General features: G+C 69.3%; 20 protein-coding genes and 1 pseudogene. 8 read left to right on the plus strand and 13 right to left on the minus strand.

Translation table 11 applies throughout. The features are described from left to right. Window positions 1-144: 144 nt before the first annotated feature. On the plus strand, window positions 145-1,350 hold the full coding sequence (locus tag C9E82_RS12610; RefSeq protein WP_119901127.1) for an NAD(P)/FAD-dependent oxidoreductase: 1,206 nt from the start codon (window positions 145-147) through the stop codon (window positions 1,348-1,350). Here the strand turns inward: C9E82_RS12610 and C9E82_RS12615 are convergent. Then, on the minus strand, window positions 1,340-2,269 hold the full coding sequence (locus C9E82_RS12615) for a LysR family transcriptional regulator (RefSeq protein ID WP_119901128.1): 930 nt from the start codon (window positions 2,267-2,269) through the stop codon (window positions 1,340-1,342). The two genes, C9E82_RS12610 and C9E82_RS12615, sit on opposite strands and share 11 nt — an antisense overlap. Window positions 2,270-2,388: 119 nt before the next feature. Between C9E82_RS12615 and C9E82_RS12620 the strand changes: the two genes are divergently transcribed. Then, the gene (locus C9E82_RS12620) at window positions 2,389-3,558 is read left to right on the plus strand and encodes an aromatic ring-hydroxylating oxygenase subunit alpha (RefSeq protein ID WP_119901129.1); all 1,170 of its coding nucleotides are present in this window, start codon (window positions 2,389-2,391) and stop codon (window positions 3,556-3,558) included. Window positions 3,559-4,070: 512 nt separating this feature from the next. Beyond that, a complete protein-coding gene (locus tag C9E82_RS12630; protein ID WP_122449296.1) occupies window positions 4,071-5,141 on the plus strand; it encodes an ABC transporter substrate-binding protein in 1,071 nt (356 codons plus the stop codon). Window positions 5,142-5,255: 114 nt separating this feature from the next. Here C9E82_RS12630 and C9E82_RS12635 read toward each other — a convergent pair whose 3' ends face one another. Both C9E82_RS12635 and C9E82_RS12640 read right to left on the minus strand, forming a co-directional pair. Next, window positions 5,256-6,038, minus strand: a complete 783-nt coding sequence (locus tag C9E82_RS12635) for an EcsC family protein (protein ID WP_119899847.1) — start codon at window positions 6,036-6,038, stop codon at window positions 5,256-5,258. Between the two features lie 85 nt (window positions 6,039-6,123). Next, window positions 6,124-6,600, minus strand: a pseudogene (locus C9E82_RS12640) (GNAT family N-acetyltransferase); the annotation flags it as partial. A gap of 113 nt (window positions 6,601-6,713) precedes the next feature. Between C9E82_RS12640 and C9E82_RS12645 the strand changes: the two are divergent. After that, the gene (locus C9E82_RS12645) at window positions 6,714-7,316 is read left to right on the plus strand and encodes a flavin reductase family protein (protein WP_119899843.1); all 603 of its coding nucleotides are present in this window, start codon (window positions 6,714-6,716) and stop codon (window positions 7,314-7,316) included. Next, on the plus strand, window positions 7,313-7,846 hold the full coding sequence (locus C9E82_RS12650; protein WP_119899840.1) for an adenine phosphoribosyltransferase: 534 nt from the start codon (window positions 7,313-7,315) through the stop codon (window positions 7,844-7,846). Before C9E82_RS12645 ends, C9E82_RS12650 begins: the two co-directional genes overlap by 4 nt. Here the strand turns inward: C9E82_RS12650 and C9E82_RS12655 are convergent. From C9E82_RS12655 to coxB, 10 genes are all read right to left on the minus strand, one after another. Continuing rightward, window positions 7,843-9,249, minus strand: a complete 1,407-nt coding sequence (locus C9E82_RS12655) for an FAD-binding oxidoreductase (RefSeq protein ID WP_119899838.1) — start codon at window positions 9,247-9,249, stop codon at window positions 7,843-7,845. The genes C9E82_RS12650 and C9E82_RS12655 overlap by 4 nt on opposite strands. Window positions 9,250-9,324: 75 nt before the next feature. Beyond that, entirely contained in the window at window positions 9,325-9,906 is a 582-nt protein-coding gene (locus C9E82_RS12660; RefSeq protein ID WP_119899835.1) for a GNAT family N-acetyltransferase, read from the minus strand. Continuing rightward, window positions 9,906-11,180: a M16 family metallopeptidase gene (locus C9E82_RS12665; RefSeq protein ID WP_276312120.1), complete on the minus strand. Its 1,275-nt coding sequence runs from the start codon at window positions 11,178-11,180 to the stop codon at window positions 9,906-9,908. Before C9E82_RS12665 ends, C9E82_RS12660 begins: the two co-directional genes overlap by 1 nt. Beyond that, window positions 11,177-12,559, minus strand: a complete 1,383-nt coding sequence (thrC, locus tag C9E82_RS12670; RefSeq protein ID WP_119899833.1) for a threonine synthase — start codon at window positions 12,557-12,559, stop codon at window positions 11,177-11,179. Before thrC ends, C9E82_RS12665 begins: the two co-directional genes overlap by 4 nt. A 10-nt stretch (window positions 12,560-12,569) precedes the next feature. Next, a complete protein-coding gene (locus C9E82_RS12675; protein WP_119899831.1) occupies window positions 12,570-13,241 on the minus strand; it encodes an SURF1 family protein in 672 nt (223 codons plus the stop codon). Between the two features lie 121 nt (window positions 13,242-13,362). After that, window positions 13,363-14,163 carry a cytochrome c oxidase subunit 3 gene (locus tag C9E82_RS12680; protein WP_119899829.1) on the minus strand — a complete coding sequence of 267 codons (801 nt, stop codon included), beginning with the start codon at window positions 14,161-14,163 and terminating at the stop codon, window positions 13,363-13,365. A 32-nt stretch (window positions 14,164-14,195) separates the two neighbouring features. Then, complete coding sequence (locus C9E82_RS12685; RefSeq protein ID WP_119899827.1) at window positions 14,196-14,759, minus strand: cytochrome c oxidase assembly protein; 564 nt, start codon at window positions 14,757-14,759, stop codon at window positions 14,196-14,198. After that, window positions 14,756-15,013, minus strand: a complete 258-nt coding sequence (locus C9E82_RS12690; RefSeq protein ID WP_338068125.1) for a hypothetical protein — start codon at window positions 15,011-15,013, stop codon at window positions 14,756-14,758. Before C9E82_RS12690 ends, C9E82_RS12685 begins: the two co-directional genes overlap by 4 nt. Next, on the minus strand, window positions 15,007-15,924 hold the full coding sequence (cyoE, locus tag C9E82_RS12695) for a heme o synthase (RefSeq protein WP_119899825.1): 918 nt from the start codon (window positions 15,922-15,924) through the stop codon (window positions 15,007-15,009). Before cyoE ends, C9E82_RS12690 begins: the two co-directional genes overlap by 7 nt. A gap of 29 nt (window positions 15,925-15,953) precedes the next feature. After that, on the minus strand, window positions 15,954-16,856 hold the full coding sequence (gene coxB / locus C9E82_RS12700) for a cytochrome c oxidase subunit II (protein WP_119899823.1): 903 nt from the start codon (window positions 16,854-16,856) through the stop codon (window positions 15,954-15,956). Window positions 16,857-17,057: 201 nt separating this feature from the next. On the opposite strand from coxB, the gene tldD reads away from it, so the two are divergent. From tldD to topA, 3 genes are all read left to right on the plus strand, one after another. Then, complete coding sequence (tldD, locus tag C9E82_RS12705; RefSeq protein WP_119899821.1) at window positions 17,058-18,479, plus strand: metalloprotease TldD; 1,422 nt, start codon at window positions 17,058-17,060, stop codon at window positions 18,477-18,479. Between the two features lie 105 nt (window positions 18,480-18,584). Then, the gene (gene dprA / locus C9E82_RS12710) at window positions 18,585-19,742 is read left to right on the plus strand and encodes a DNA-processing protein DprA (RefSeq protein ID WP_119899819.1); all 1,158 of its coding nucleotides are present in this window, start codon (window positions 18,585-18,587) and stop codon (window positions 19,740-19,742) included. A gap of 112 nt (window positions 19,743-19,854) precedes the next feature. Continuing rightward, a complete protein-coding gene (gene topA, locus C9E82_RS12715; RefSeq protein WP_119899817.1) occupies window positions 19,855-22,548 on the plus strand; it encodes a type I DNA topoisomerase in 2,694 nt (897 codons plus the stop codon). Window position 22,549: the final 1 nt, after the last annotated feature.

Genomic DNA, 22,549 nt, shown 5'->3' on the forward strand with positions numbered 1-22,549 from the left:
CCGCTGCTTCGGGAAAGGCGATGCAATGCTTCGGGAAAAGCTGGTGGCCATCGGCGCCGCGCCGGCCCATTTTTCCGCAAGCGCCGACACCCCCGAGGCAGGCCAGGCCGCGCCCTGGGGCCGGCGGAACCGGAGAGAGCCATCATGCCGCATATCGTCGTGGTCGGGGCCGGACAGGCGGGGGCCGCCTTGGCCGCCAGGTTGCGCGCCCTGGATTTCGGGGGCGAGATCACCCTGATCGGGGAAGAGGACGCGCCCCCCTACCAGCGCCCGCCGCTGACCAAGGCCTATCTGCTGGGAGAGCTTGCGCAGGAACGGCTGTGGCTGCGCTCGGCCGATTACTGGCGCGACAACCGGATCGCGCTGAGGCTGGGCGCGCCGGTCACCGCCATCGATGCCGAAAGCCGGACCCTGCGGGTCGGCGGGGAAAGCCTGGGCTATGACCAGCTTGTGCTGGCGACCGGGGCGGTGCCGCGCCGCCTGCCCGCCCGGATCGGGGGCGATCTGGCAGGGGTCCACACCATCCGCACCCTGGCGGATATAGACGCCATCCGCGCCGAGTTCGTCCCCGGCCGCCGCCTGGTGGTGATCGGCGGCGGCTATATCGGGCTGGAGGCGGCGGCGGTCGGCCGCAAGCTGGGGCTGGATGTCACCGTGACCGAGATGGCGCCCCGCATCCTGCAGCGCGTCGCCGCGCCCGAGACCTCGGCCTATTTCCGCGAGTTGCACCGCGATCGCGGCGTCGCGCTGATCGAGACCGCGGCGCTGGACAGGCTGCTGGGCGAGGGGCGCGTCGCGGCCGTGCGGCTGCGGGACGGGCGCGAGTTGCCGGCCGATTTCGTCATCCTCGGCATCGGGGTCCTGCCTGCGACCGAACTGGCCGCGATGGCCGGGGCCGTGGTCGAGAACGGCATCCGCACCGATGCGCGGGGGCGGACCTCGGTTCCCCATCTCTGGGCGGCGGGCGATTGCGCCTCCTTTCCCTACGGGGGCGGGTTCATGCGTCTCGAATCGGTCGGGCACGCCATCGCCCAGGCCGAGCTGGTCGCCGAGAACCTGCTGGGCGCGGAACGGGATTACCTGCCCCGGCCCTGGTTCTGGTCGGACCAATATGACTGCAAGCTGCAGATCGCCGGGCTGAATGCCGGCCATGACCGGGTGATCGCCCGGCCCGGCGCGGCAGGCGCGCTGAGCGTCTGGTATTATGCCGGCCCGCGGCTTCTGGCGGTCGACGCGATGAACGACCCGCGCGCCTATATGATCGGCAAGCGGCTGATCGAGGCGGGCAGGACGGTGGATCCCGCGCTTGTGGCCGATGCGGGGACCGACCTGAAGACGCTCATGCGCTGACGGGACCCGGCCGGTGGCGCGCGGCGAAATAGGCCGCCGCATGTTCGGCGAAGCGCCGCATGATCCGCCCCGAATGGCCGCCCCGGCGCGAGACCAGCACCACCCGCAGCGGGCGGACCTCGTTCTCGATCTCGATGGTGCGGACCTCGCCCCCGTCATAGGTCAGCGGCGAGGGCGGGCGCATCACCAGCAGCGTGAAGCCCAGCCCCGCCGCGACCGCGCTGCGCACCGCCTCCATCGAGGTCGAGCTGTGGGCGATGGGCGGGGAAATCCCGCCCTCGGCCAGAAGCTCCTCGAAATAGCTGCGGCTGCCGGGCGCGTCGAACATGACATAGGGCTGGTCGGCCAACAGGGCCAGGTCGATCGAGGCCCGCCCGGCCAGCGGATGGTCGCGCGCCACGACCACCATCGGCCGCAGCGCCGCCAGCTCGACCAGCTCCAGATCCTCCATCTCGGCGCCGCGGTCATAGGTCACGGCGACATCCAGCGAGCCCTCGCGCACCGCCTCGGCCAGCTGGGTCAGCGACATTTCCCGCTGCCGGACGACCACGCCGGGCGCGACCTCGGCGAAGCTGCGCACCAGGCCCGCGGCATGGAAGGGCGCCAGCGTCCAGAACATGCCCAGGCGGATCTCGCCCGCGGTCTCCGCCGCCAGCGCCGCGGCCTCGCGCGCGACCTGTTCGGCCTGGTCCAGCAGCCGGCCGACATGATCGAGGAACAGCCGCCCCTGCAGGGTCAGGGTCAGGCCGCGGGCGTGATGGCGGTCGAACAGCACCAGCCCGGTCACGTCTTCCAGCTTGTCGATGGCCTGCGCGACCGAGGGCTGCGAGATGTGCAGCACCCGCGCCGCCTGCGCGATGCCGCCCTGTTCGGCCACCGCGCGGAAATAGGCGCATTGGCGCAGGGTGAATCGAACCATATGATGCCTTCCTTTATCGAAGGAAAATCAAGTTTTCATATTCCTTCGCGCCGAGTCAAGCTGGGTCTGACCCTGTTTCATCCCACCCAGGCATGTTCCGCGCCGCCAAGGAGGACCCCATGTCGCTTGATCGCCCGTCGCTTGATCGCCCCGTCGCCGAACTGCTGGACGCCGCCAGCCGCCCGCTGGAGGACGCCCGCGCCATGCCGCCCTCGGTCTATACCAGCGCCGATTTCCTGGAACGGGAGCTGGAGACGATCTTCGCAAGGGAATGGATCTGCGTCGGCCGTTCCAGCGGCCTGGCGAAGCCCGGCGACTATCTGACCCATGACCTTGCCGGCCAGCCGATCGTCGTGCTGCGCGACCGGCAGGGGCAGCTGCGCGCCTTCTCGAATGTCTGCCTGCACCGCATGTCGACGCTGCTGGAAGGCTCGGGCAACAGGCGGGTCATCGTCTGCCCCTATCACGCCTGGACCTACGACCTGGACGGCAAGCTGCGCGGGGCGCCCTTCATGACCAGGACCACCGGCTTCTGCAAGGAGAACTATGCCCTGCCGCAGATCCGCTGCGAGGAATGGCTGGGCTGGATCTATGTCACGCTGGACAAGGACCGCCCCGGCCTTGCCGCCGGGCTGGGCGCGCTGGAGGAGATGATCGCGCCCTACCGGATGGAGAACTATGTCGAGTGCTTCCGCGAGACCCATGTCTGGGACACGAACTGGAAGGTGCTGGCCGAGAATTTCATGGAAAGCTATCACCTGCCGGTCTGCCATGCCGCCACCGTCGGCGGCCATTCGCGGCTGGAGGAAATGGACTGCCCGCCGGGCCTGCCCGCCTTCAACTATCACTGGATCACCAAGGAAGCCTCGCTGCCGATGGGCAATGCGCATCCCGACAACACCCGGCTGGAAGGCCACTGGCGCAAGACGACCGCGCTGATCACGCTCTATCCCAGCCACCTGATCACGCTGACGCCGGGCTATTTCTGGTATCTGTCGCTGCATCCCAAGGGCACCGGCCAGGTCTCGATCGTCTTCGGCGGCGGGCTTGCGCCGGAATTCATGGCCGACCCGCGCGCCGAGGAATATGTGGCGACGCTGAAGCAGCTGCTGGACGAGGTGAACCTGGAGGATCGCGGCTGCACCGAGAAGGTGTTCCGCGGCCTTGGCGCGGATGCGGCGCGGGCCGGGCACCTGTCCTATCTGGAACGGCCCATCTACGACTTCATGCAATATGTCGCCGAGCGCACGGCGGGCTTCCGGCGCGACTTCGCGCTGGCCGCCGAATAGCGCCCGCCCACCCCGGCCAGTCGCCCCCCCACCGCCCCCCGTCACCCCCGCCCCGCCGCCCGGATGTCCGGGCCGGCGCCGGGCCGGATCTGGCCATATGACGGGCATCCCTGCCGCGCCGGCGCCGCGCGGTGCTTCCTGCATGGGCAGCCGGCGAAAGCCCCGCGACGGGCTTAGGATCAGCCGAAGCAAGACAGCGGAAAACGCTAATTTACCTGGCGCGGCGGGGTTTGGAAGATCCATCGGGAACGCAGCGCGAGACCCATGCGATGAAGCTTTTCCTTCAGGATCCGGCCGTCCCGAACGGGACGGCTGCGGGCGACATGCCTGCCGGCGATGCCGGCGCTGCCCGCGATCGGGACCGGGAACGTCGCCGCGGCCAGCCGCTTGCGGGCGAAGCCCCGGATCCTGCCCCCGGCAGGGGCGCGCATCCGGCGATGCGCGGGCCCTCGGGTTCCGGCGCGAATGGCGAAAGACCAACAACCACAACAGAAAAACAGGGAGCTACGATGATGAAGCAACTTCTGGTCCCGGCGGGCGCGCTGTGCGCGCTGGCGCTGCCGGCCCATGCCGACCTGACGGTGATGAGCTGGGGCGGCGCCTATGAGAGAAGCCAGGTCGAGGCCTATAACAAGCCCTTCACGGCCGAGACGGGCATCGCCGTCACCATGCTGGCCGCCGACAACCCCGCCGCCCCGATCAAGTCCATGGTCGAGGCGGGCAATGTCACCATCGACGTGGCCGACCTGGAATATACCGATGCCGTGCGGCTTTGCGACGAGGGCGCGCTGGAGGAGATCGACCTGGAATCGCTGCCGCCCGCCCCCGACGGCACCCCCGCCGCCGAGGATTTCCTGCCCGGCGCGCTGACCGATTGCGCGGTCGCCTCGATGGTCTTCTCGACCGTCTATGGCTTCGATGCGACGAAGTTCCCGGACGCGAAGCCCTCGGCCCTGGCGGATTTCTTCGACCTGGAGCAGTTCCCCGGCAAGCGCGGATTGCGGCGCGGCCCGAAGATCAACCTGGAACTGGCGCTGATGGCCGATGGCGTGCCCCCGGCCGAGGTCTACGAGGTACTGGCCACGCCCGAGGGGCTGGACCGCGCCTTCGCCAAGCTGGACAGCATCAAGCCGCAGATCACCTGGTGGGAGGCCGGCGCCCAGCCGCCGCAGCTTCTGGCCGATGGCGAGGTGGCGATGACCACCGCCTATAACGGCCGCCTGTTCGCGGCCATGGTGACCGAGGACAAGCCCTTCGAGATCGTCTGGGACGGGCAGGTGCTGGAATACGAGCTGTTCGCGATCCCGAAGGGGGCGCCGAACAGGGACGAGGCGCTGGACTATATCCGCTTCGCGACCGGAACCGAGCGCCTGGCCGCCCAGACGAAATGGATCAGCTATGGCCCGGCGCGCCAGTCCTCGATCCCGCTGGTCGGCCTGTTCGAGGACGAGGAGACCGACATGAAGCCGCATCTGCCGACGAACGAGGAGAACCTGAAGACCGCGCTGCAATCCTCGCACGAGTTCTGGGTCGATCACGAGATGGAGATCGCCGAGCGGTTCAATACCTGGCTGACCCAGTAGGGGCGGGGCTCGGGCGGGGCGCATCGCTTGCGTCCCGCGACCGCCGGGGGCGCTTCGCCCCCCGGACCCCCAGAAGGTATTTGGAAGGAGTGCGAGGCGAAGCGGGGTTCGCGGTCAGGGGCGGCGGTGGTCCAGCCGTTCGGCCGAAAGGCGCAGCGCCTCGACCAGCGCCTCGTGCGGGATGCCGGTTTCATGCGAGAGGCGCATCAGGCCGAAATGGACCCGCGCCAGTTCCTGGTAGTAGCGGGTGAAGGTATAGTTGATCGAGGCGCCGACCACCGCGCCGAAGACCGGCGCCGCCTGCGCGGCCAGCTTCTGGCCCATCGAGACCGAAAGCTTCGGCGCCACCTTGCTGATCAGCCCTTGCAGCGACTGGCCGGTGATCGACAGCCGCGCGGCCAGAAGGCCCAGGTCGGTGCCGTCATCCTCGGCCATCGGGCCGGCGGCGGCGAAGATGCGCAGGCATTCCATGCGCACCTCCTCGCTGTCGGTGTCCAGCCCGTGTTCGGCCGCGATGTCCAGCATGGCGCGCAGCAGCAGGGTGATCGTCACCGGCAGTTCGATCAGCGCGCCGGCGAAGCCGCCGACGCCGCCCGCGGCGCCGCTGACCGTCGAGGCCATGCGGTTGAACCATTCGCCCCGGTCGCGCAACAGCCGCCGCGAGCCGGAGGCGGTCGAGAAGGCCCGGTTCAGCGCCGCCCGCGTGATCCGGTCCAGCCGCCCGCGCACGAAGCCGGGCAGCTTGTCGACCAGCCCCTCGGCGCCGCTGCCGACCACATGCATGATCTCCATCCCCAGCCCCGAGGCGTCCAGGTAGCGGCGCGCCAGCCGGTCCACCTGCTCATGGACCGAGGGGTCGTTGATCGGGGGCAGCACCATCTGCCGGTTTGCGTTCATCTGCGCTCTCTCCCGGATGCGGCTTCTGATCCGGCCTGATATGGGGGGCCGGAGGGGTCTGTGCCAGTGGCGCGGGCATTTCCGCGCGCGTCACCGGACCCGTCAGACCAACCCATGCGCCGGGCCGAAGTTCCAGCCCCAGCACCCGGTCGGGATTGGTCGGCGGCGGCATCTCGACATCCTCCAGCTTGCGAAAGCCGAAGCGCTGGTAATAGGGCGCGTCGCCCACCAGCAGCACCCGCGCCCAGCCCCCTGCCCGCGCGCGTTCCAGGCTGTCGCGCATCAGCAGCGCGCCCAGCCCCTCGCCCTGCGCCGTCGGATGGACCGCGATCGGGCCCAGCAGCAGCGCCCGCCGCCCCGCCGCCCGCACCGGCCAGAAGCGGATCGCCGCCAGCAGGATCCCCGAGCCGTCGCGCAGCGTCAGGCACAGCTCGGCCACCCGCGCCACCCCCTCGCGCAGCCGGTAGGAGGACAGCGCCGTGCGGCCCGGCGCGAAGCACAGGTCGTAGAGCGCCTCGACTTCATATTCGTCCGCAGGCGACTCGGGGCAGATCTCGAACATCGCGCCTCCTTGGTCCGGGAGGCGCCCATAACACGGCTTGCCTGCCGGCGGAACATTGCACCGCGGGAAAAGCGGTGGCAGTTTGGCGGCGCACAACACCAGAAGGCAGACCCATGTTCTACCGACCCGAAGCCGGCCACGGCCTGCCGCACAACCCCTTCAACGCATTGGTGGCGCCGCGGCCGATCGGCTGGATCTCGACGCGCGGCGCGCGGGGCGACAACCTGGCGCCCTATTCCTTCTTCAATGCCGTGGCCTATGTGCCGCCGCAGGTCATGTTCGCCTCGACCTCGGCCAAGCCCGACCGGCGCGGCACCAAGGACAGCGTGGCGCAGATCGTCGAATCGGGCGTCTTCTGCGTCAATATCGCCACCGGCGACCTGCGCGACCAGGTCAATGCCAGCTCGGCCACATTGCCGGCCGGGACCAGCGAGTTCGAGGCGGCGGGAATCGAGGCGACCGAATGCGAGACCATCGACTGCCCGCGCGTGGCCCACGCGGCGGCGGCGCTGGAATGCCGCATGACCCGCGTCCTGCCCCTGGCCGGCGCGGCGAATTTCGCCATCTTCGGCGTCGTCACCGGCATCCACATCCGCGACGACTGCCTGCGCGAGGGCCGCTTCGATCCGCGCGCCGCCGGCGGCTGGATCGCCCGGCTGGGCTACAGGGACTATACCGCCGTCACCGAGCTGTTCGAGATGGAACGCCCCGAATGAGCAAGAGCGTCAGGGACTATATCCGCAGCATCGTCGATTTCCCGCATGAGGGGATCATCTTCCGCGACGTCACCACGCTGTTCGCCGATGCGCGCGGCTTCCGCATGGCGATCGACCAGTTGCTGACCCCCTATGCGGGGATGCGCATCGACAAGGTGGTCGGGCTGGAGGCGCGCGGCTTCATCATCGGCGGCGCGGTGGCGCATCAGCTGTCCACCGGCTTCGTGCCGATCCGCAAGAAGGGCAAGCTGCCGGGCACGGTGATCTCGGAAGCCTATCAGCTGGAATATGGCGAGGCGGTGATGGAGATCCACGACGACGCGCTGGCTGCGGGCGAGCGCGTGCTGATCGTGGACGACCTGCTGGCCACCGGCGGCACGGCCGGGGCCGGGATCACGCTGTGCCGCCGCCTGGGCGCCGAGGTCGTGGGCTGCGCCTTCATCATCGACCTGCCGGAACTGGGCGGGCGGCGCCTGCTGGAGGCGATGGACATGCCCGTCCATGTGCTGTGCGAATTCGAGGGCGCCTAGCCCAGCACCGCCCCCGGATTCATGATGCCGGCCGGGTCCAGCGCCTGCTTGATCGCGCGCATGGCCCGCAGCCGCGCCGGATCGCCCCAGCGTTCCAGGTCGGCCACCTTCAGCCGCCCGACGCCATGCTCGGCCGAGAACGACCCGCCCCGCGCCACCACCATCTGGTGCAGGTGGCGCGACAGGCCGGACCGGATCGCGTCATATTCGGCGCGGTCGCGGCCCTTGGCCGGGAACAGGTTGTAATGCAGGTTGCCGTCGCCCAGATGGCCGAAGCAGTTGATCCGCATCTCCTCCTGCCCGGCCAGCCAGTCCCCGGCATCGCGGATGAAGCCGGCGATCTCGGACAAGGGCAGGCTGATGTCATGGCTGGCAATGGCGCCGATCGCGCGATTGGCCAGCGGAATATGCTCTCGCAGCGCCCAGAACTCGGCCGCCTGCTGGCCCGAACGCGCGATCACCCCGTCGCCGACCAGCCCGGCCCCGACACCCGCCTCGAACAGCCCCTCCAGCGCCGCATCGGCAGAGAGGCCCTCGGGCAGGCCGATCTCGACCAGCACCAGCCAGTCCGGGCGGGCCGCGAAGGGCTGGCGGATCTGCGGCAGCGCCTCGTCCAGGAAGCGCAGCCCCTGCCCCGAGATCAGCTCGAAACCCGTCACCCCGCCGGCCATGCGCGCCTGCGCAAGGCCCAGCAGGCGCAGCGCGGCCTCGGGGCTCTCGACCACCAGCATGGCCACGCCCGTCTCGGCCGGGACCGGCGCCAGCACCAGCGAGGCCGCGGTGATCACCCCCAGCGTGCCCTCGGCCCCGATCAACAGGTCGCGCAGGTCATAGCCGGTATTGTCCTTCCGCAGCCGCTTCAGGTCATGCATCACCTCGCCCGCGGGCAGCACCGCCTCGATCCCCAGGCACAGCGCCCGCGCATTGCCATGGCGCAGCACGTTGACGCCCCCGGCATTGGTCGACAGCACCCCGCCCAGCTGCGCCGTCCCCTGCGAGGCCAGCGACAGCGGGAACTGCAACCCGGCCGCCTGCGCCGCCTCGCGCGCGGCCTGCAGGGTGGTGCCGGCCTCGGCGATCATCACGCCTTCGTCGGGAAAGATCGCGCGGATCGCGGCCATCCGCTCCAGCGACAGGACCAGCGGCGCCGGGCCGTCGGGCATCACCTGCCCGCCGACCAGCCCGGTGCCGCCGCCGCGCGGCACCACCGCCACCCGCGCATCCGCACAGGCGCGGATCACCGCCGCGCATTCATCCGCATCGCGCGGCGCCGCCACCAGCCCGGCCCGGCCCGGCCAGCGCCCGCGCGGCTCTTCCAGATAGGCCGGCGCCACCTCGCGCAGCACGCCCTCGGGCAGGCGCGCCGCCAGGGCCCCGTCCGCCGAATTCAGCCCTGCCGCCATGCCTCGCACTCCTTCCAAATACCTCACGGGGGTCCGGGGGTGTGAAACCCCCGGCCTCGCCGCCCGCGACCACGCTCAGCGGATATCCGTCCGCCCGCGCCGGTCGCTGCGCAGATTGGCGTAAAGCACATGGTTGCGCCAGCGCCCGTTGATCTGCAGATAGCTCTGCGCCACGCCCTCGTATTTGAAGCCCGACCGTTCCAGCACCCCGCGAGAGGCGGCGTTCTCGGGCAGGCAGGCGGCCTCGATCCGGCTCAGGTCCATCGTCGTGAAGGCGTGATGGACCAGCGCGCCGATCGCCTCGCGCATGAAGCCCTGGCGCGCGAAGGGCGCGCCGATCCAATAGCCGATCGTGCCCGATTGCGCCGGGCCGCGGCGGATATTGTCCAGCGTGATCGCCCCCAGCAGCACCCCGTCGCGCCTGACCAGGAACAGCGGCAGCGCCGAACCCGCCTTGCTGGCCCGCGCCGCCCAGTAGACGCGATTGGTGAAGCTTTTCCGCGACAGGTGGTCATGGGCCCAGACGGGCTCCCACGGGGTCAGGAAATCCCGGCTTTCGATCCGCAGCGCGGTCCAGGCGGCGAAATCCGAATGGGCCGGCAGCCGCAACAGGATCCGCTCGCTTTCCAGCCGGAAGGAACGGCGCCGCAGGAACATCAGGCGGCCAGCCGCTCGGCCAGTTCCTCGCGCGCGGGCGCCCCCTCGACCGGACCATACAGCGCCAGCGCCGGCCGCGCCGCCGCGATCAGCCGCTCGGCATGGGCACGCACCTCGGCGACCGAGACCGCCGCGATCCGCTCGGCCACCTCGGCCGGGTCGGGCACGCGGCCCCAGATCGCCAGCGTCCGCGCCATGCGCTCGGCCTGCGAGGACGGGCTTTCCAGCCCCATCAGCAGGCTGGCGCGGATCTGCGCCTTGGCGCGGGCGATCTCGGCCTCGCTCATGTCCTCGGCGGCGCGGCGGATCTCGTCCACGGTCAGCCGGGCCAGCTCGCCGATATCGCCGGCACCGGTGCCCGCATAGATGGTCAGCATCCCGGTATCGTCATGGAAACCCGACTGCGCGAAGATCGTGTAGCACAGGCCCCGCTCCTCGCGGATCTTCTGGAACAGGCGCGAGGACATGCCCCCGCCCAGGGCCGAGGAAAAGATCTGCGCCGCGTCGAAATCGGGGGCCAGGTAGCCCGGCCCCTCCAGCGCCAGCGCGAAATGCGCCTGTTCCAGCCGCTTCAGCTGGCGCACCTCGCGGCCGTCCCAGCGGGCGCCCTCGCGCGGCGGCTGGATGATCGGCGACAGGTGGCCGAAGGCCGCCTCGGCCAGCCGGATGATGCGGTCGTGATCGACCGCCCCGGCGGCGGCGACGATCATCTGGCCGGGGCCGTAATTCTCGGCCACGAAGCCGGCCAGGTCGGCGCGGCCGAAGCCGCTGACCCGCTCGGCCTGCCCCAGGATGGCGCGGCCCATCGCCTGGTCGGGATAGGCGGCCTCTTGCAGCCAGTCGAAGATCACGTCGTCGGGCGTGTCCAGCGACTGGCCGATCTCCTGCAGGATCACGCCGCGCTCGACCTCGATCTCGCGCTCGTCGAAGATCGGGTTCAGCACGATGTCCGAGATCACGTCGAAGGCCAGCGCCACGTCGTTTTCCAGTACGCGCACGTAATAGGCCGTCGCATCGCGCGAGGTATAGGCGTTGATGAAGCCGCCCACATCCTCGATCGCCTCGGCGATCTGCAGCGCGCTGCGGGTCCTGGTGCCCTTGAAGGCCATGTGTTCCAGGAAATGCGCGATGCCGTTCTGCTCGGCGCGCTCGTCGCGCCCGCCGGCGCTGATCCAGACGCCGAGGGCGGCGGAATGCAGCCCCGGCATGTGGCGCGTGACCACGCGCAGGCCGTTGGGCAGGGTCGTCAGGTTGAAATCGGGGTCGTGGCTCACGCGGTCCTCCGTTCGAGGATCAGCGATTTAAGCGCCGTCACGTCGTTTTCAACCCGGCTGACCCGCTCGGGCAGGTCGAACAGTTGCGCCATGTGCGGCGGCAGGGCCGGGCGGATGCCCACGGCGCTTTCGACCGCATCGGGGAATTTCGCCGGATGGGCGGTGGCCAGCGTCACCATCGGCACGCCGGCTTCCAGGTGGCGACGCGCGACCGCCACGCCCACGGCGCTGTGCGGGCACAGCACCTCGCCGGTTTCCTCGCGGATGGTGCGGATCATCTGAAGCGTCTCCTCCTCGGACACCCGGCCCGAGGCATATTGCGCGCGCAGGGCTTCCAGCGCCCCCTGGCTGATCGCGAAGCCGCCCGATTTCAGCTCCTCCATCAGCTGCCGGATCGCGCCGGCATCGCCGCCATAGGCCAGGAACAGCGCGCGTTCGAAATTCGAGCTGACCTGGATGTCCATCGAGGGGCTGATCGAGGGCTCGACCGTGCCGGTGCGGTATTCGCCGGTCTCCAGCGCGCGGTGCAGGATGTCGTTCTGGTTCGTCGCGACCACCAGGCGGCGGATCGGCAGGCCCATGGCCCGCGCGATGGAACCCGCGAAGATGTCGCCGAAATTGCCGGTGGGGACGGTGAAATCCACCTCGCGATGCGGCGCGCCCAGGCTGACGGCGGCGGTGAAATAATAGACCACCTGCGCCACGATCCGCGCCCAGTTGATGCTGTTGACGCCCGCAAGCCCCACGCGATCGCGGAAATCATGGTCGTTGAACAGATCCTTCAGCCGCGCCTGGCAATCGTCGAAATGGCCGCTCAGCGCCAGCGCATGGACATTGGGCGCGTCGGGCGTGGTCATCTGGCGGCGCTGCACCTCGCTGACCCGGCCATGCGGGAACAGGATGAAGACGTCGACATTGTCCAGCCCCTTGAACGCCTCGATCGCGGCCGAGCCGGTATCGCCCGAAGTCGCGCCGACGATGGTGATCCGCTGGCCGGACCGCTTCAGCGCGATCTGGAACAGCTGCGCGATCAGCTGCATCGCGAAATCCTTGAAGGCCAGGGTCGGGCCGTGGAACAGCTCCAGCAGGTGATGGCCGGGGGCCAGCTGGACCAGCGGCGCGCGGGCGGCATGGCTGATGCGGCCATAGGCGCGGGCGATGGCGTCGCGCAGCTCGTCCTCGGAAAAGCTGTCGCCGGTGAAGGGGCGGACGGTGCGGAAGGCGACCTCTTCATAGGGCAGCCCTTCCAGCGCGGCGATGTCGGAGATGGCCGGAACGGTTTCGGGCACATAAAGCCCGCCATCGCGCGCCAGCCCGGTCAGCATCGCCTGTTCGAAGTCCAGAGCCGGGGCTTCGCCCCGCGTCGAGATGTAACGCATCGCCGTTCCTTCAGTATTTCTGCTGCCTGATACGCCAGATCAGCGCGACTGTCATCCCTGCCCAGGCCAGCGCGATCAGGAACCATTGCACCGCATAGGAGAGGTGGTTGTTGGGAATGCCCTCGATGGCGACCGGGATCGGCTGGACTCCCTGCGCCTCGCCGCGCACCTGGCTGGCGACGACCAGGATCGGCTCGGTCCCAAGCGCCCCGGCCATGGCCGGCACGTCGCGGGCGAACCAGATGTTCTCGGCCAGGTTGGGCGCGGGCGTGGCGCTGCCCTTCTCGTCGGGCCAGTGCAGGTTGCCCTGGACCTGCAGCCGGACGGGGGGGCGCGGCGCATGGCGCGCCTCTTGCGGCACGAAGCCGCGATCGACCATGATCCGCCGCCCGTCATCGGTCACGAAGCCCGAGACGACCTGATAGCCGCCGCCCTGTTCCCGGCTGCCCGACAGGATGTCGATCTCGTCCCCGGTGGTGGTGCCCTGGACCTCGACCGGCATGTATTTCATCGAGGGGTCGATCTCGGCGGGCAGCGGCACGGCGGGGGCGTCGATGCGCGCCTGGATGTCGGCCAGCATCGCCTCCTTCCAGCCCATCCGCTGCAATTGCCACAGTCCCAGCCCGACCAGGATCGCGCAGCCCAGGATGCCAAGGATCAGCGGGAACAGGTAGCGGCGCATGGATCGGACCTTACGTGTTTCGCGAGCGGGTTGCGGGGGGCGGGTTTCGCGGAGGGGGCGGCGGCAACGAAAAACGCGCGGAGGTTGTCCCCCGCGCGCAGACCGGATGCCGGATCGGGGGTCAGCTGCCCCAGATATAGACGACGGCGAACAGGAACAGCCAGACCACATCGACGAAGTGCCAGTACCAGGCGGCGGCCTCGAAGCCGACATGCTGTTCCTGGGTCATCTGCCCGCGCAGCATCCTGAACAGGCAGACGGCCAGGAAGATCGTGCCGATGATGACGTGGAAGCCGTGGAAGCCCGTCGCCAGGTAGAAGGCGCTGGCATAGGCGGTATCGGCCAGGCCGAAGGCGGCGTGGCTGTATTCATAGGCCTGCATGACGGTGAAGATCACGCCCAGGACCACGGCGACGATCAGCCCGTTGATGGTGGTCTTGCGGTCGTTTTCATGGACCAGCGCATGGTGCGCCCAGGTCACGGCCACGCCCGACAGCAGCAGGATCAGCGTGTTGATGAAGGGCAGGTGCCAGGGGTCGAAGGTGACGATGCCCTCGGGCGGCCAGACGCCATCCTTCAGCGGGCTTTCCGGGCCCATCGGATACATGGCGTTCTTGATGAAGTTCCAGAACCAGGCGACGAAGAACATCGCCTCGGAGATGATGAACAGGATGAAGCCGTATTGCAGCCCGATCCGCACCACCGGGGTATGATCGCCCGACTCGCCCTCGCGGATGACGTCGGCCCACCAGCTGAACATCACGTAGAGCACGCCGACCAGGCCGATCAGGAACATCCAGGGGCCGCCGTCCTGCATCCACAGGACCGCCCCGAACAGCATCACGAAGGTCGAGACCGCGCCGATGAAGGGCCAGATGGACGGCGGAAGAATATGATAGTCGTGGTTCTTAGCGTGCGCCATGTGCGGATCCCCGTCGGTTCCTCGTACTCGTTTCAGTTGATGGTCTCGGCCGGGGCACTGTCAAGCGCGGCCCGTTTCGGCTCGGTCCGGTGGAAGGTGTAGGACAGCGTGATGTCGCGCACCCGGCCCGCGTCGCGATCACTGACGATGCGCGGGTCGACATAGAAGCTGACCGGCATCTCGATGCGTTCGCCGGGCTGCAGGGTCTGCTCGGTGAAGCAGAAGCACTCGATCTTGTCGAAGTAATAGCCGGCGACCTCGGGGGCGACGTTATAGCTGGCGGTGCCGGTGATCGGCTGGTCGCTGTTGTTGATCGCCTCGTAGAAGGCCAGCCCGTTCTCGCCGATCTGCAGGTCCATGCGGGTCTGCAGCGGGCGGAAGGTCCATTCCAGGTTCGGATCGACATTGGCGTCGAAACGGACGCGGACCATCTCGTCCAGCACCTCGTCGGGGGCGGCGCTGGAGACCTGCGTGGTGCCGCCGAAGCCGGTGACGCGGCAGAACCAGTCGTAGAAGGGCACGGCGGCCCAGGCCAGCGCGCCCATGGTCACGACGACGCCGACCAGCGACAGGGCGGTGCGGGTTTCGCGTCTCATTGCTGAGCCTCCTCGGTTGCGGGTTCCACGGCCGCCGGCGCCTGGGCGGCGGGGGCCTCGGCGGCCTCGTCGCGCGGCAGGATCGAGACCCGCGGCTGGTGGTCGAAGGCCTCCAGGCTGTCGCCCTGGCGGACCTTGACCACGGTCAGCGCGAAGACCAGCGCCACGAAGCCCACCAGCACCAGCCCCAGCCCGACATTGCGCGAGCGGCGGCGGCCATGCAGCTCATGTTCGTTGTTCAGCGGCATCACCATGTCCCCATCCCGTGCTGCACCAGAAGCGCCAGGAAATGCAGGAAGGTATAATAGAGCGACAGCTTGAAGAAGCGCCGCTCGGCCCCATAGCCATCGGCCTGCGCCTGGTCCTCGCTGCGGCGCAGGATGCGCCAGCCGCCATGGATGAACAGCGCATTCAGCACCACCGCCACCGCCATGTAGAGCGGCCCGCCGACCGGGGTCAGCCCCAGCCAGATCGCGAAGGGCGCCAGCACCAGCGTATAGGCGAAGATGTGGCGGCGGGTGGCGGCGCGGCCATGGGTCACGGTCAGCATCGGTACGCCGGCCTTGTGGTAATCCTCTTTCATGAACAGCGCCAGCGCCCAGAAATGCGGCGGCGTCCAGAAGAAGATCAGCGCGAACATCAGCAGCGATTCCAGGCTGACGCCGCCGGTCGCGCAGGCCCAGCCGATCATCGGCGGGAAGGCCCCGGCGGCGCCGCCGATGACGATGTTCTGCGGCGTCCAGCGCTTCAGCCAGATGGTGTAGACGACGGCGTAGAAGAAGATCGTGAAGGCCAGGAAGCCCGCCGCGAACCAGTTGGCCGCAAGGCCCAGCATCATCACCGACAGGCCCGACAGCGCGATGCCCAGCCCCAGCGCCTCGGCCCCGCTGACCCGGCCCGAGGGGATCGGGCGGCCCTGCGTGCGGCGCATCACCGCGTCGATATCGGCGTCGTACCACATGTTCAGCGCGCCCGAGGCGCCGCCGCCCAGGGCGATGAAAAGCACCGCGCAGAAGGCCAGGAAGGGATGGATGGGCTGCGGCGCGATCCACAGCCCGACGAAGGCGGTGAAGACCACCAGCGACATGACCCGCGGCTTCAGCAGCGCGACATAGTCGCGGAATTCGGCCTCGGGGGCGCCTTCATATGTGTGGATATCGCTCATTGCGCGTTCGTCGGGGCTTAAGGCTGGCGTCAGTCGACGCTGGCGAAACGGGCCGGGGCCGGATCGGCGGCCGAGGCCTGCGCCTCCTCGCCTTCCAGCGTACCGCCCTGCTCGACCACCCAGGCGTCATAGACTTCGGGGCTGACCGCCTTCACGACGATCGGCATGTAGGCGTGGTTGATGCCGCACAGCTCGCTGCACTGGCCGAAATAGACGCCTTCCTGCTCGACATTGAACCAGGCCTGGGCGATCCGGCCGGGAACGGCGTCCTGCTTCACCGCGAAGGCCGGGATGGTCCAGGAATGGATCACGTCGCTGGCGGTCACCTGCAGCAGCACGGTCCGGCCGACCGGCACGACCACGGCGGTATCGGTGGCCAGCAGGTATTCGTCCTCGGCATAGCCGTTCGCCTCCAGCTCTTCCTTGGCCAGCATGATCGAATCGAACATCACGCCATTGTCGGGATATTCATAGGACCAGTACCACTGATGGCCGGTCGCCTTGATGACGACATCGGGATTTTCCGGCATTTCCTGGCTGCGGAACAGCGCCGGCAGCGAGAAGGCGCCGATCGCCACCAGAATCAGCACCGGCACCAGCGTCCAGGCGATCTCCAGCGGTGTGTTGTGGGTGAACTTGGCGGGAACGGGATTGCTGCGGCTGTTATAGCGGAAGATGACGATCAGCAGCAGCAGGCAGACGAAGACCGTGATCACCGTGATGATGATCAGCACGAAATAGTCCAGCCATTGCTGGTCGCGCGCCAGTTCGGTCGCCGCCGGCTGGAAGCCCAGGCCCCTCGCCTCGGGCTTGCCGATCACCGGCAGATCGCCCAGTGCGTCCTGCGCCCAGGCAGCGCCGCCCAACATTGCCGCGGTCGCGAACCCCGAAGCTGCCGCGCCTGCACGGCGAATCATCGCATTTGCCATCATTCCATCCCGTAGCGTTTGGTCTGGCCCATAAATGGACCGCAAGGGCCGCCGGAAGGCCGCCCCTTTCCCTTTCACAGTGACCGTTCTATGACCATATCTCGTCCTCTCGGGCAAGTGATACCTAAGAAATAGATACGAATTCCCGCCGCATCCCTGCCCCGGATGCCACGCGGGCGCCCCGCAACAAGCAGGATATCCGCCATGAGCCGCGACCCCTTCGACCCCTTCGCCCAGCTTCTGGATCGCGACCGCGCGCTGGCCGTCCTGCGCGACGCGGTGAGCGGCGCCGACGATGGCGAGCTGTTCCTGGAACGCTCGACCGCCGAGACGCTGGTCTATGACGACCGGCGGCTGCGCAATTCCAACTATACCGCGGCCCAGGGCTTCGGCCTGCGCGCGGTGCGCGGCGAGGTGACGGGCTTCGCCCATTCCACCGAGATCTCCGACGCTTCGCTGCGCCGCGCCGCCGAAACCGCCCGGCTGGCGGTGGGCGCGGGCGGCGGCGTGGCCGCCGATCCGGCGCCGATGCAGGTCCGCCCGCTCTATGCCGCGATCGACCCGGCCGAGGGCATCCCCTTCGCCCGCCGGATCGAGCTTCTGCGCGAGATCGACGACTATGCCCGCGCGCTGGACCCGCGGGTGGTGCAGGTGACCGCCTCGATCGCCACATCGCTGCAGGAGGTGTTCATCCTGCGCCCCGAGGGCGGGCTGGCCGGCGATGTCCGGCCCATGGCGCGACTGAATGTCGCAGTCATCGTGGAAAACAACGACCGGCGGGAATCCGGCAGCCATGGCGGCGGCGGGCGGGTGCCGCTGGCCGGGCTGATGGACCCGGCCCATTGGCGCCCCGCCGTCGAGGAGGCGCTGCGAATCGCGCTGGTCAACCTGCGCTCGGTCCCCGCGCCCGCCGGGGTGATGGACGTGGTGCTGGGCCCCGGCTGGCCGGGCATCCTGCTGCACGAGGCCGTGGGCCACGGGCTGGAGGGCGATTTCAACCGCAAGAAGGCCTCGGCCTTCGCCGGGCTGATGGGAAGCCGCGTCGCCGCGCCCGGCGTCACCGTGGTCGATGACGGCACCATCCCCGACCGGCGCGGCAGCATCAGCATCGACGACGAGGGCACGCCGCCGGCCCGCAACGTGCTGATCGAGGACGGGATCCTGGTGGGCTACATGCAGGACCGCCAGAACGCCCGGCTGATGGGCGTGGCGCCGACCGGCAACGGCCGCCGCGAAAGCTTCGCCCATGCGCCGATGCCGCGCATGACCAATACCTACATGCCCGGCGGCGACGCCGACCCGGCGGCGATCCTGGCCGATCTGAAGGACGGCATCTATGCGGTGGGCTTCGGCGGCGGGCAGGTCGACATCACCAACGGCAAGTTCGTGTTTTCCTGCACCGAGGCCTATCGCGTGAAGGACGGCGTGCTGGGCGACCCGATTCGCGGCGCGACGCTGATCGGCGACGGCGCCACCGCGCTGCAGCAGGTCCGGGCCATCGGCAACGACATGAGGCTGGACCCCGGCATCGGCAATTGCGGCAAGCAGGGGCAATGGGTGCCGGTCGGCGTGGGCCAGCCGACGCTGCTGATCGGCGGGCTGACGGTGGGCGGCTCGGCCGCCTGAGGCCGCCGGGCGCGCGCCCCGCCGGACCGCAGGAATTCCGCCCGGCGCTAACCTTGTGTTAACGACTGCCGGCTATGCCTTGTCCCAGGATGAGGCAGAGGCAACATGCGTATCGGGTCCAGGTCTTTCGGCGTTCCCCCAACCCCACCCAACTCGGCGGAAGACGACCTGAGCGTCCTCCGCCTCATCCGCTCGCGCCGCGTCGGGCCGGCGACCTTCCACCGGCTGCTGGCCGAACACGGCTCGGCCAGCGAGGCGCTGCGCGCCCTGCCCCAGATCGCCGCGGCGGCGGGCATCAGCGACTATCAGCCCTGCCCCGAAGGCGTGGCCGAGGCCGAGCTGGCGGCCGGCCGCCGGGCGCGCGCGCAGCTGATCCGCTGCGATTCGCCGCTCTATCCGCCGGCGCTGAAGGAGATCGACGGCGCGCCACCGGTGCTGTGGCTGCGCGGCGATCCCGCCTGGATGACCCGCGATCCGGTGGCGGTGATCGGCGCGCGCAACGCCTCGTCGCTGGGGCTGCGCATGGCGCGCGGCATGGCGGCGGGCCTGGGCGAGGCCGGGCATTGCGTCGTCGCCGGGCTGGCGCGCGGGATCGACACGGCCGCCCATAACGCGGCGCTGCCCACCGGGACCGTCGCGGTGCTGGCCGGGGGCGTCGACGTGATCTATCCGGCCGAGAACGCGGTCCTGGCCGCGCAGATCGCCGAGAAGGGGGCGCTGATTTCCGAACAGCCGCCCGGAACGGAACCCGCCGCGCGGCATTTCCCGCCGCGCAACCGCATCGTGTCGGGCCTGTCGCGCGCCGTGGTGGTGATCGAGGCCGCGCATCGCTCGGGCACGCTGATCACCGCGAAGAACGCGCTGGACCAGGGCCGCGAGGTGATGGCGGTGCCGGGCCATCCGATGGACGCGCGGGCGGCTGGCTGCAACATGCTGATCCGCGACGGCGCGCTGCTTGTGCGCGGCGCGGGCGACGTGGCCGAGGCGCTGGCCGCCGGCCGGGACCGTCCCGCAAGGCCCGAAGCCGCGACCCCTTCATTGCCCCCCGCACCGCCCCAACCCGCGGCCCGGCTACCCGATTCGGGCGGCCCCGTCCATCTGGAGGCGCGGATCCTGTCGCGGCTGGGTCCCAGCCCGACCGAGGAGAACGACCTGATCCGCGACCTGGGCGTCCCGGCCGCCACCGCCAGCGCCGCGATCCTGTCGCTGGAACTGCAGGGCAGGCTGAACCGGCTGGCGGGGGGAAGGCTGGCGCTCAGCTGAACGGAGGACAGCCCGACCACAAGCCTTGTTGATCGCCGCACCATCCTCGGCCGTTGACAGTCCCCGCCCCTGAACCCATGTTGCCGGGCCATTGCAACCGCCCGAGGTAAGAATGCCCGTCGTCGTCGTCGAATCCCCGGCCAAGGCCAAGACCATCGAGAAATATCTCGGCGGCGATTACCGCGTTCTCGCCAGCTTCGGCCATGTCCGCGACCTGCCCCCCAAGGACGGCAGCGTCGATCCCGACCAGGATTTCGACATGAAATGGGAGGTCGCCAGCGACAGCAAGAAACACCTGAAGGCGATCAGGGACGCGCTGAAGGAGGACCAGAACCTGATCCTGGCCACCGACCCCGACCGCGAGGGCGAGGCGATCAGTTGGCACCTGCTGGAGGCGCTGGCCCCGGCGCTGAAGAAGGGCAGCGCGGTCAACCGCGTCACCTTCAACGCCATCACGAAGAACGCCGTGACCGAGGCGATGGCCCAGCCGCGCCAGATCGACCAGGCGCTGGTCGATGCCTATCTGGCCCGGCGCGCGCTGGACTACCTGGTCGGCTTCAACCTGTCGCCGGTCCTGTGGCGCAAGCTGCCCGGCGCGAAATCGGCGGGCCGCGTGCAATCGGTCTGCCTGCGCCTGATCGTCGACCGGGAAATGGAGATCGAGGCCTTCAAGGCCCGCGAATACTGGTCGGTCCATGCGCGGCTGGCCACTCCGGGCGGCGACGAATATGATGCGCAGCTGGTTTCGCTGGCAGGATCGAAGCTGGAACGCTTCGACCTGGCCGATGCCGAACGGGCGGCGATGGCGGTCAGCGCGGTCGCCAGCCGCGAGTTGCGCGTCACCGGCGTCAGCGCCAAACCCGCCAGCCGCAACCCCTGGCCGCCCTTCATGACCTCGACCCTGCAGCAGGAGGCCTCGCGCAAGCTGGGCATGGGCGCCAAGGCCTGCATGTCGGCGGCGCAAAGGCTCTACGAGGCGGGGCTGATCACCTACATGCGGACCGACGGCATCGACATGGCGCCCGAGGCGGTGATGGCCGCGCGCGACGCGATCCGGGCGCGCTTCGGCGAGCAATACCTGCCGAAAAGCCCGCGCATGTACAAGAACAAGGCCAAGAACGCCCAGGAAGCCCACGAATGCATCCGCCCGACCGACATGATGCTGTCCACGGACCGGCTGAAGGTCGGCGCGGATGACCAGCGCAAGCTCTACGACCTGATCTGGAAGCGCACCATCGCCAGCCAGATGGAGGCCGCGCGGATGGAGCGCACCACGGTCGAGATCGCCAGCCCCGACGGCCAGGTCGGGCTGCGCGCCACCGGCCAGGTGATGCTGTTCGACGGTTTCCTGCGGGTCTACGACCAGGGCCGCGACGACGACGAGGGCGAGGACAGCGCCCGCCTGCCCGCCATCGCCCAGGGCGAGCCCGCGACGCTGGTCGCCCAGGCCTTCGAGGCCGAATTCGCCAGGGCGCGGGACAAGGAGACGACGCCCCCCGAGGCGCCGAAGGGCCAGCGCGCCGCGCCGGGCCTGCTGATGTCCGACGCGGCCGCCGTCGCCGCGCGCCAGCATTTCACCCAGCCGCCGCCCCGCTATACCGAGGCCACGCTGGTCAAGCGCATGGAGGAGCTGGGCATCGGCCGGCCCTCGACCTATGCCAGCATCGTCACCACCATCCAGGACCGCGAATATGTCCGCAAGGACAAGAACCGGCTGATCCCCGAGGACAAGGGCCGGCTGGTGACCACCTTCCTGGTCAAGTATTTCCCGCGCTATGTCAGCTATGACTTCACCGCCGACCTGGAAAACGAGCTGGACGAGATCAGCGCCGGCGACCTGATGTGGCGCGACGTGCTGGGGCGCTTCTGGAAGGATTTTTCCAAGGCGCTGGAGGGCACGTCCGAGCTGCGCATCTCCGAGGTGCTGGACTCGATCGACGAGGCGCTGGCCCCGCATCTTTACCCCCCGCGCGCCGATGGCGGCGATCCGCGCGAATGCCCGCTCTGCGGCAAGGGGCGGCTGAACCTGAAGACGGCGCGCTCGGGCGGGGCCTTCATCGGCTGCTCGAACTATCCCGAATGCCGCTATACCCGCCCGCTTTCCGCCCCCGATGGCGAGGAGCCGGTGGGCGACCGCATCCTGGGCCATGACGCAGGCGAGGAGATCAGCCTGAAGACCGGCCGCTTCGGCCCCTATGTGCAGCGCGGCGAGGCCACGGCCGAGAACCCGAAGCCGCCCCGCGCCTCGATCCCCAAGGGCTGGGACCCCGCGCAGCTGGACCTGGAAAAGGCGCTGCAGCTGCTGTCCCTGCCCCGCCCCGTCGGCCCGCATCCCGAGGACGGCGCGCTGATCGAGGCCGGGATCGGGCGTTACGGCCCCTATGTGAAGCACGGCGCGAAATACGCGAACCTGCCCGAGGTCGATGAGGTCTTCACCATCGGCATGAACCGCGCGGTCGAGGTTCTTGCCGCCAAGCAGACCCGCGGCCGCGCCGCGGCGGCCGCACCGCTGAAAGAGCTGGGCGAGCATCCCGACGGCGGCGCGATCCAGGTGATGAACGGCCGCTATGGCCCTTATGTCAAATGGGAAAAGATCAATGCGACCCTGCCGCGCGACATGTCGCCCGAGGATATCAGCACCGAGCAGGCGCTGGAGCTGATCGCGGCCAAGGCGGCGAAATCGCCCAGGAAGGGGGCGAAGAAACCGGCCGCGAAAGCCGCGAAGGCAGCCGGGACGAAAAAGCCCGCAGTGAAGGCGGCCGGCAAGAAGACCGCCGCCAAGGCCGAGGCGAAGGCGGGCGAGTGAG

The sequence above is a fragment of the Paracoccus sigandri genome, from assembly GCF_003709565.1.
Classification (GTDB): Bacteria; Pseudomonadota; Alphaproteobacteria; order Rhodobacterales; family Rhodobacteraceae; genus Paracoccus; species Paracoccus siganidrum.